Annotated in this window: 7 protein-coding genes and 2 tRNA genes; 6 read left to right on the plus strand and 3 right to left on the minus strand. The window is 50.9% G+C overall.

Going from position 1 to position 10,667, the window contains the following annotated elements:
- Positions 1 to 163 precede the first annotated feature (163 nt).
- The gene (locus tag K2G41_RS08085) at positions 164 to 2,827 is read right to left on the minus strand and encodes a hypothetical protein (protein WP_300117129.1); all 2,664 of its coding nucleotides are present in this window, start codon (positions 2,825 to 2,827) and stop codon (positions 164 to 166) included.
- 196 nt (positions 2,828 to 3,023) lie between these two features.
- Here K2G41_RS08085 and K2G41_RS08090 point away from each other — a divergent pair, with 196 nt between their 5' ends.
- The 6 genes from K2G41_RS08090 to K2G41_RS08115 all read left to right on the plus strand — a co-directional run bounded on the left by K2G41_RS08090 (position 3,024) and on the right by K2G41_RS08115 (position 10,271).
- The gene (locus K2G41_RS08090) at positions 3,024 to 5,132 is read left to right on the plus strand and encodes a hypothetical protein (RefSeq protein WP_300117131.1); all 2,109 of its coding nucleotides are present in this window, start codon (positions 3,024 to 3,026) and stop codon (positions 5,130 to 5,132) included.
- Between the two features lie 111 nt (positions 5,133 to 5,243).
- Positions 5,244 to 5,747 (plus strand): sigma-70 family RNA polymerase sigma factor, encoded by a 504-nt coding sequence (locus K2G41_RS08095; RefSeq protein ID WP_300117133.1) that lies wholly within the window; start codon positions 5,244 to 5,246, stop codon positions 5,745 to 5,747.
- Positions 5,748 to 5,759: 12 nt separating this feature from the next.
- Positions 5,760 to 6,293: a hypothetical protein gene (locus K2G41_RS08100; protein WP_300117135.1), complete on the plus strand. Its 534-nt coding sequence runs from the start codon at positions 5,760 to 5,762 to the stop codon at positions 6,291 to 6,293.
- A 54-nt stretch (positions 6,294 to 6,347) separates the two neighbouring features.
- A complete protein-coding gene (locus tag K2G41_RS08105) occupies positions 6,348 to 6,848 on the plus strand; it encodes a DUF4252 domain-containing protein (RefSeq protein WP_300117137.1) in 501 nt (166 codons plus the stop codon).
- A gap of 241 nt (positions 6,849 to 7,089) precedes the next feature.
- Complete coding sequence (locus K2G41_RS08110) at positions 7,090 to 9,135, plus strand: Ig-like domain-containing domain (protein WP_300117139.1); 2,046 nt, start codon at positions 7,090 to 7,092, stop codon at positions 9,133 to 9,135.
- A gap of 161 nt (positions 9,136 to 9,296) precedes the next feature.
- The gene (locus K2G41_RS08115) at positions 9,297 to 10,271 is read left to right on the plus strand and encodes a polyprenyl synthetase family protein (protein ID WP_300117140.1); all 975 of its coding nucleotides are present in this window, start codon (positions 9,297 to 9,299) and stop codon (positions 10,269 to 10,271) included.
- Between the two features lie 206 nt (positions 10,272 to 10,477).
- Here K2G41_RS08115 and K2G41_RS08120 read toward each other — a convergent pair.
- Positions 10,478 to 10,551: transfer RNA gene (locus K2G41_RS08120), tRNA-Asn, on the minus strand.
- A gap of 41 nt (positions 10,552 to 10,592) precedes the next feature.
- Positions 10,593 to 10,666: transfer RNA gene (locus K2G41_RS08125), tRNA-Asn, on the minus strand.
- Between the last annotated feature and the right edge of the window lies 1 nt (position 10,667).

A 10,667-nucleotide genomic window follows, 5' to 3' on the forward strand; every position in this document is an offset into this window, starting at 1 on the left:
TATCCGCTAAAATCAACGCGCCCGTCCGGCTATAAAACGACGCAGACACATCCGGCGGCTGATTTTGCCGGATGTGTCTGCCGTTTCAATGATGATTTTTCAGACCTCACGCCTTATTACGTAGGTCTTAAAGGAGTTTCAATGACGAATGCCGTCAGCGTACTCAGCGGACGATTACCTTCTCACCCTTGCGGACATAAAGACCGCGCTGAGGATCGGTGACACGGCGACCGAGAATGTCGTAAAGAGGCGCATCCTCACCATCTTCGTTACCAAAGACGGGGATGATGGCAGAGTTTCCGTTTTCAGATGCGAAATTGAAACTGCGTGTGAGGCTGATACCATCCTCCGAAGCTTTGACCTCAACAGTAAAGAGAGCCGGAGCGTCGGCCGAAGGAGTGACTGTCAGCACTCCGTCACGGATTTCGCCACTTACTGTCGGAGGAAGTCCCGTGATCTGATATGACGGTGTCTTGTAGCCTGCGAAGTAAGTGGAGAGAGTCACGTCACCTGATCCGTCAATACGGAAGTTGGGGACAGAGATCCATGCGAGATACTCTTCAAGGTCTGTGAAGAAGTCACCGTCACGGTCCTCATTATTATTGGGGGTAGCGTAGTCAGTTCCGACGATAAGCTCGAACCAGTCGGGGATACCGTCATTATCAGTATCCCATCCGCTTTCACGGCTTGCCTCGATGATATTCAGGCCGGCGAATCCTTCGGCGTCACTCTCGCAGTCGGGCAGACCGGCTTTCTTTGTGTAGCGGCCGACGGTGGAAGTGGTGCCGTTGAGAGTCTCGCTGACTATACGGGCATCGTGATTATTGAGTTCAGGCATGTTGCAGCCTACATCCGAAAGTACATTCTTGAAAGCAGCCTCGGCAGTTTCAACTGTCGCGTGGCTTGGGAAGAAAGGCTCACTGTTCCAAGGATCCCAGTTGAGCTCCTGACCGTTAGAGAGTGTATATTGATAGGTTGTACCCTCCTTGTCCTGTGTCTTCGTTCCGTTCTTTTCCTCACGGATATTACCGCTGACATAAGCTCTCTGCGATCCCTTGCCAACACCCTCGAACTGGTGGCGCAGGAGATACTTCTGAGTCGTGGCAGGACCCATCTTGTAGTAGTTGTTCACGAAGTTAAGCTCGTGAGTACCACCGTCGGTAGCACGTCCGCCCCAGTTATAGACCACGTTGTTGAACACGTCGTGGTGACCGTCATAGTAGCCTGCGCCGTCAAGACCTCCGGAGAGACTCCAGTTACGGCCTTCGCAGTGGGCGAGGAGATTGTGGTGATAAGAACCGACCTGACTGCCCATCTCTCCACCGCCGATTGTCGCGGCATAGCCGTGGCTGACGTGCTTGCCCTGATTCTCATACTGAGTGGCGTGACCGGCATAGTTGAGAGCCTCACTGATGATGGTGCGCTGGAGAGTCATGGTCTTGGCGTTGCGCGAGGAGAAACCCTCGTCGAGAGTCCATGCGATCGAGCAGTGGTCCATGATTGAATGGTCGTTGCCGGTCATACCCATACCGTCGGAAGTATTGGGATTTCCGCCCATACTTTCATTCCAATCGTCAGCACCGCCGAGATAGAGACGCATGAAACGGGTGATACCGTCGCTCTGCATACCGAAAGCCTTGTTGCGAAGCAGGATACCACGTCCGGGAGCGGTCTGTCCGGCTATAGTCACATACTTATCGGAGATCACCAGACGCGATTCGAGAGCGATCACACCGGCAACGTCGAAGACGATGGTACGCGGTTCATGGATCTGCTCGATACCATAGCGAAGCGTGCCGGGCTGTCCGTCATCGGCAAGAGAGGTCACGTGATAGACGATACCTCCGCGACCACCGATGGCAAAGCGTCCGTAGCCCTCAGCTCCGGGGAAGGCAAGACGGCGGGGCTGGAATGTCATGAGTTTGCCTTTATGCACTGTGCCGTTGGCCTCTACCTCATCAACGCGCCACCAGTAACGGTGAAGCGGAGAGAAACCATCGGCCTTAAATTCAGCGGCGGGACCCTCGTATTGATAAGCGACTGAATTAGCTACAGTGAGCGAATCCGTGCCATAGACAAGCTTATGGACAGCGGCCACATCCGCACCCTTCCACGTGAAGATCACCGAACCGTCGTCGGCAGCCACGTGGCGATCATTATTCTCAGGAAATTCATCCATTATCCCGTAAGGATTGGTGTCAAATTCCAGACCGTTGATCATCACGGCTGTGGTCGAATATGTCTGCCCCTCAGCAGGGACGGTCATATACTTGATGACCACCGGTTCACCCTCCTTGGCCTCAAATTCAACGTAGGAACGACCCACTTCAGAAGCCTTGAGATTGTCCGTGTTAGTGGAGTATTTTACATTCTCAAGACGCATTTCACCGTTGACATCCACACGTATCGGCGGTAAGGTCTGATTCTTGTCCGTATTATTGTGGTAGGCTATGACAGAATGCTGTCCGGGAGCGAGTCCCTCGATCGTAAGGATTATAGCAGTCGGGCCTTCCGTGATCTTGATGGCGTTACCGTTTTCGAGCGTACAGGCATAGACACCGTCGCCGAAGAGTTTCATGCCTGCCTGTACAGTCTGTTTGTTCCAGTTGGAAGCTACAGCTGAAGCCCCCTCACCGCCGGAAACAGTTATGGTCATACCGTTGTCAAATGTCTTTGATTCTTGTTCGCAACGGTTGACAGGCCACGGAATATAGTCAGGTTCGGTGACTTCAGAAGTGTTACGGTTCGGGAAATCAAAATCGATTCTCTGAGCCGCCACAGTCACACCCGACCCCAAAAGCAATGCTGATAACAATAATTCTTTCATGTTGTCATGGAGTATTTTAAGGGTAATCTGATATAGGAGTGTAAAGTTAGAAAAAATATTCCAATATTCAGGTGAAAACGTAGGAGTTACGGAAATAAAAATCAAAAATTTTAATTTTTTTGTCACAAACGTCCCCCTTACCATGTCATATCTGTGAAAACAAAACATTCATCACCACAGACCTCAATATGACATTATGATTAAATACGGCTTTCTCAATAAATATGTCACCGTTCTGCTCCCCGTCCTTGCCACCGGTCTTAATTCCTATGCACGGACACCAGTCGAGGCAGCTGACTCAATCATGCCTGAAATCACTCTCAGTGAAGTAACCGTAAAGGCTTCAAGAGTGCTCCACAAGAGTGATATGGATGTCTATGTACCCTCCAAAAACGCGATCAAAGTGTCGCAAAACGGCCTCTCGCTTCTTCGCAACCTCATGATACCATCGCTTAACGTCAGCGAGATAACCAATACCGTCCGCACCGGCGGCGAGAATGTCGAGATAAGGATCAACGGCCGTCAGGCCGATCCCACCCAGCTCATGACACTCTCACCCTCCACCGTTAAGCGCATCGAGTGGATCGACAATCCTGGCCTGCGCTACGGCGATACACCTGCCGTGATCAATGTCATCACAGTCAATCCCACAGCCGGCGGATCATTCATGGCTCAGGGGATGCAGGCATTCGACGAGCCGTGGGGCAACGGTTATCTGAACCTCAAGCTTAACCATGGAGCATCCCAATGGGAAATAGGTCTATTCGGCCGCTATACCAACAAGATCGGGACATATCGTGAATATTACGAAACTTTTACCCGCCCCGACGGATCTTCAATTACACGTAAGGAGACCCCGCTGGACGGTTACGTGTCGATGTCGAATATCAATCCGGAGGTGTGTTACAGCTACCTCATCCCTGACAAAACCACGGTATGGGTTGATTTCTCTGTCAACAGAGACTGGCCCACAAAGCGTTACAGTGAGGGACGGATGGAACTGTCGGACAACTCCGACGCACTGACACTAAGGGAATTGGACAAATCATCCGGCACGAGACCACGACTCCACGCCTACATAGAGCAGCGGCTTCCTCATCGCCAGACTATAGCTTTTGATGCCAGCGGCTCGATATTCAACGGTCACTCCTCACACATCTACAACGAGCAGTCCTGTCTTAATGACGAGACTCTTTCAGATGTCAGGACCCTTATCGACGAGCGCACCTACACCATGCGTCTTGAAGGCAACTATATCAAGCAGTGGTCCAACGGACGCCTGACAAGCGGCATACAGTACAACGGCACACGCAACCGGTCAACACGCGAAAACGGGCGCAGAAAACATCAGCGACGCAACCAGACGTATATCTTCAGTGAATATCTACGCGCTGTCGGAGCTGTGACGCTCACAGGAGGTATCGGAGCGCAATACACCGACCTCTCGATGCTTGAAAGCGACATTGCGACCTCATCGTGGTCGCTGCGCCCGCGCCTGTCGGCCTCCTACCGACTGAACCGCACATCGCAGTTCAGGGTCAACTTCACTACTTGGCAGACCACCCCGACACTCTCACAGACTGATGACGAGCCGCAACAGATCGACGGCTTACAGTACAGTATCGGAAATCCCGACCTGCACACGTTCAGCACCTACCGCATCTCGGCTCAATACAATCTGTCACTTCCGCGTGTAAACGCTAAACTTGAAGGTCGCTGGACCAGACGACCCGGAGCGATAGCCCCGTGGATGGAATGGGAAGAGGACAAACTGATAACATCATTCGAGAATAGCCACGGACAGACTGACTGGCAGGTAAGCCTCGCCCCGCAGATCGAGGTCATCCCGAATGTCCTGACCCTCGCCGGCACTGTGAGATACATACATAGCACAAGCGATGGTACGGGCTACAGGCATACCATCAACGACTGGAGCGGAAACGTATCGCTTTCGGGCACTTACCGTAACTTTTCGCTTATAACGTCATTCGACCGCAATCCCGCCGTGCTTTCAGGTGAGATCATCACAGTAGGTGAAAAGACATCGGATATCACCCTCAGCTACCGGCTCAAGGGACTGCAGATGGCTGTCGGCATGTTCATGCCCTTTACCCGTTACAGTATGTCGAGCAAGTCGCTCAACCGCTACAACAAGAATCAAAACATACTGCGCAGCAATCACTTCGACAAAATGCCATTCATCCGCGTCGCCTACAATTTCAGCTGGGGAAAACAACGCAAAGCAGCCAAGAAGCTTATCGAAAGCTCCGACGAGATTGATCAGGTGAAAGCTGCAGGACGTTAAAATGGTCAACCGCCTGAAAAATTGTGATCCATACGCCATTTTTTACTATTTTTGCCAAGAAATAGCAGAAAATGAAACTATCCTCAACCCCCATCCTCTCCACGACGCCCAATGATGGAAGCTGAAGAATTCAAAGCCATTTTCCTACCTCTCGGACGCATGATGTATGCCGAGGCCATGCGAATCCTGCACTCGCAGACAGATGCGGAGGATGCCGTACAGGATGTCTATGTCAGGCTATGGGAACGCCGGGACGAATTCCGGACTATCGACAACCCCAGAGCCTACGCAATGACAATGGTACGCAATCACTGCCTAAACCTTTTCAATGCGATCGCGCGCAATCAGACGATGGAAACGGAACCCGGAAACAGATCTATCGGAAACGACAGGCTCGATCCCCATGATGAAATCGAGAGCCGCGACCGCGTATGCAAGGTGTTCGGCGTCATCGGATCGCTCCCCGACAGTCAGCGTCAGGTGATCACGATGCATGACATCGAAGGCTACTCGAAGGATGAGATCCAAAGACAGACAGGATTTTCGGCAGACAACATCCGCCAACTCCTTAGCCGTGCACGAAAAGCCATCAGAAGCCATTTTTCCAACAATTGAACTATCAACGCAATGAATACCGACCAGATAAACGAACTCCGTGATATGCTCGACCGTTACTATGCGGCTGAGACGACCCCCGATGAGGAAAAACACCTGTTGGATTTGCTTTCAGATACCGACCTACCGGAAGAATTCCTGCCCGACCGTGAATCGCTTTCCTCAATGGCCTCCCTGCTTCCTCCCGATGGCTTTGAGACACGGCTGTCGGAGAGAATCGACTCTCTCGCTTCAAAGGAAACTGATAAAAGTCAGAAGACAGTCAAGCCTCACAGCGCATCGGTCATCCAATGGTTCATGACCGCCGCCGCTGCCATGCTTATAGCCGTTACAGCCCTGACGAGGATAGCCACTCCGACTCCCCACCCTACACCACTCACTCCGGAAGAGACCTACGAGCAGGCAACAATGGCTCTTATGGTCTTTTCGGATGCACTCAACAAAGGCTATGCAGCCATCGAACGTGCAGATGCTACCACTGCCGATGCGTCCGAAAAAACAGCCGAAGCTCTCGCGGCAATAGGGATATATTTCCCCGCCGACTAAATACAATTCGTAAAATCCTAAGCCGAATACTCATCCCTCAAAAATCCGTCAGAAATGAAAAGATTACTCACCCTACTATTTCTCACCCTCACCCTATGCGTGACTGTCTCCGCCCAAAATGACATCTACAAGAAATGTGAGAAAGAAAAAAGCGTCACGACCGTCTATATATCCAAAACCATGCTTCAGATGATCGGCGACGGCAAGGCAGGCAATGTTGACAGCGGTGCCATGGCCCTGCTAAAGGATAAGATCGACAACGTTGTGATAGTCAATACCGACAATGCCAAGGGTGTAAAATTCCTCCGCGATCTGCGCAAGAACTATATGGACAATAAAAATCATGAGATACTGATGCAGATCAACGATCCTAATTCAGACATGGTAATGTTCAGAATCCCGTTGAATGGATCGAAAAACGAGTATGCCATCTCAGTGCTTGGCAAGGACAATGCCCACATGATCGTCATCGAGGGCAATCTCACCATCGAGGATATCGCCCGCGTCACCAAAGGCATGGGTGACAAGAACGGCATCAATATCAAGAAAAAGTAAGTTTACATCATATCCTTAACGTAACATACCCCTACAGGCCTGTCAGAGTGATACTCTATAGACTACAATAGGTCATGCGGAGTCGTGAGACTCTGCATGATATCATTTTGGCATTGAGCCAACGCCCCCAATCGTAATCATGTGAGTCATAAAGCGGCCTTAATGATTATTTAACGCGGTCGGAAGCATTTATTTTAAGGAAATTTCATAATTTTGCAATTTCCCAAACCCACTAACATCTATGCGCTCAGACTCAGCTCTCAGGCTGCTTTTCATACTTGTCGTGACTGCCTTTCTCGCCGCATGTGCCAGCATCGGCCATCCGGAAGGAGGTCCGCGCGACGTCACACCTCCGGTATTCGTTCGTTCGACACCTAAGCCGGGACAGGTAAATGTCTCCGGCAACAGAGTCGTGATCGAATTTGATGAGAACGTCTCTCTCGACGACGCAATGAACAAGGTCGTGGTCTCACCACCGCAGCGCACCACTCCCTCCGTAAGTGCCAACGGCCGCCGTGCTACCGTTGAACTGCGCGACTCACTCATACCCAACGTCACCTATACCATTGATTTTGCCGATGCCATCAAGGACCTCAACGAAGGTAATATCCTTGACGGTTTCGCTCTTGATTTCGCAACCGGCGATTCCATCGATACTCTACGCATATCCGGAATGCTTTTCGAGGCCCGCACTCTCGAACCGGCACAGGGAATGATCGTAGGAGTCTATTCCAACCTGTCCGACACAGCCATCAAAACCCTCCCGCTTGAGCGCATCACCAAGACGAATCAGCTCGGTCAGTTCACCATCCGCGGTCTCAAACCGGGTGATTATCGCATATATGCCATCAACGATGTCAACCGTGACTATCACTGGGACAGATCGGAGGATGTGGCATTCTATGATGTGACAATCTCTCCCTCATCCACTCCGGCTGAATTTACCGATACGCTTGTCAACATTGCCGGTGAGGATTCGGTTGTGACACGTGCGGGCACGCGTTTCCTTCCCGACGACATACTTCTCACTTGGTTCAACGAAGGCTACAGCTCACAGTACCTCCGTTCGTATGCACGCACTAACCCTAACCAGATCGACTTTGAGTTTGCAGCCAAGGCAGATACACTCCCCATCATCAAGCTCATCAACTCACATCGCGCAGGCGAGGAGATCTCACAGTGGGCCGTCATTCAGGCCAACCCCACGCTGGACACTCTGCGCTACTGGATCACCGACACCACCCTCATCGGTATGGACACACTCATGATCGAAGCGCGCTATCTGATGACCGATACGCTTGAACAGCTCTCCATGACCACCGATACACTCCGTCTGGTCGATAAAGGCGCGCGCAACCGTCGCCGACAGCTCGAAAAGGAAGCTCAGCAACGCGAGAAAGAGCGCGAGAAGGAGCGGAAAGAGCTTGAGAAACAAGGCGTGGATCTTGATTCGCTTGACGCAGCCGACACCATCCCCCCGCGCCCCACACCCATCAGCTTCAAGATCACTTCAGGAAGCAGTCAGGATGTCCATCGTCCCCTCGTATTCACTTCGGAGACACCTGTCGCTTCGTTTGATACTACCACGGTAAAACTTGAATGGCTCGTTGATTCCGTATGGTATCCCCTGCCATCTCCTGTCATCAGTCTGATTGACTCGCTCAATACGCTGAAGTACATAGGTGATTACAAATGGTCGCCCGGCGAGAAATACAGGCTTACCGTTGACTCCGCCGCCATCTATGACATCTATGGTCTTACGAACGATCCCATAAGTCACGAGTTCACCGTAAAGAAGCTTGACGAATATTCGTCACTTGCATTCAATATAACCGGACTTGAGGGCCGCCCGGCCGTTGTAGAAGTTCTTGACGGCTCTGACAAGGTTGTAGCGGCCGCTCCGGTCAAAGGTAATATAGGCCGTGTAGAATACCTGAGTCCGGGAACGTATTATGCCCGACTGTTCATTGACGCGGACACCAATGGTGTCTATTCCACCGGTATTCTTGACTCCATCCAGCCTGAGGAGGTCTATTATTACCCCAAGAAGATCACGCTGAAAAAGAACTGGGGTATCGAACAGCCTTGGGACATCTACGAACTCCCCATCGATCTCCAGAAGCCGCTGGATGTCAAGAAGAATAAACCCAAACGCAAACGTGGCGAAAACGATCCTGATGACAACAACGAGGATGAGGAGGACGATGAATTCTTCGATGATCCCTTCATGAATGCCGCTACACGCAATCAGTTTGGCAACAGCTCGCTCGACTACCGGCGACGATAGCCACAAACAACAGGAAAAACATGGTCCTCCGTATGCATGTCGATTATTCCGGGCTGCATACGGAGGACCATGTTTTCATTCCGTAAATAAAATTTATCACGCTCACATCATCTACATAATTTTTGCAATTCAGTGAAAATTCGTAAATTTGCACCTCAGTTATGAGCGCCATTAAAGACATAAGGCAATCTCTAAAGCCGGAGCTTGAAAGGCTGGACACTATCATCAGCCGCACGCTTGATTCGTCAAACCCCTTGATGGATCAGGTGATCAGCAACTATTTGAGCCATAAAGGCAAGCAGTTACGCCCTATGTTGGTGATGCTTACAGCCAAGCTTTTCGGTGGTGTCAATGATCTCGCTGTCACGGCGGCAGCTTCTGTCGAGATCCTTCACAATGCGTCGCTCATCCATGACGATGTGGTCGATGATTCAGACCGCCGTCACGGACACGAGACGATCAATGCGGTGTGGGACAATCATGTGGCCGTACTCGTCGGGGACTTTTTCGTGTCCAATTCGCTCAAACTTGCCACAGAGACCTCCGATCTGCGTGTAATCCGTGCCATCGCCGATCTCGGTGCCCTGCTTTCGCTCGGCGAGATGGATCAGATCTACAATGCGCGTTACCATGAACTCAACGAGGAGGCATATTTCAAGGTTATATCCCACAAGACAGCCTCACTCTTCGTGACCTGCGTGTCGATGGGTGCTTACTGTACAGGAGTGGATGACTGGCGACTCGGTGCTATACGTGAATTTGCCGAACTTTTCGGACGTTGTTTCCAGATCAAGGATGACATATTCGACTATTTTGATTCGGACATCATAGGCAAACCGACCGGCAATGATCTGCGCGAAGGCAAAGTCACCCTTCCCCTGCTCTATGCCCTCACCAACGCTACCACTCTGGAAGCGGATGAAATGCGCGCCTTGCTCCGCGAGGAGCACGTACTTTCCGATGCCGACATACGTCGCCTGATAGATTTCACTCATGCCAACGGCGGTATCGACTATGCATACGCCACAATGCAGCGTATGAGGACAGAAGCTGTGAAAATCCTTGAGCAATTCAATTCACCCGTGACCGAGGAGTTCATCGCCCTGCTTGACTTCGTAATCTCCCGTGAGAATTAAAGGGATATATTATTTCCACTTTACCATACCACCTGATCATCTATCAATACAATTCGGGGTTGTTTTTTACACAGCATCCTGCGTCTTACATACACCTACTGACCTTTACATAGCCCTCCAAGACTTTTTAAAGATATATCGTATAAAAAATTACAGGATGAATGTCATCAACGACATTCATCCTGCTGGATTTGATTCTTCTTGTGCGCTTCAGGATGGGCTTGAACCAACGACCCCCTGATTAACAGTCAGGTGCTCTAACCAACTGAGCTACTGAAGCAGTAGTTTGTAATACGAAAAAAAAGAATTTTGTTAATCGTGCGCTTCAGGATGGGCTTGAACCAACGACCCCCTGATTAACAGTCAGGTGCTCTAACCAACTGAGCTACTGAAGCA

This window comes from Duncaniella sp. (assembly GCF_029056165.1).
In the GTDB taxonomy this organism is placed as follows: domain Bacteria; phylum Bacteroidota; class Bacteroidia; order Bacteroidales; family Muribaculaceae; genus Duncaniella.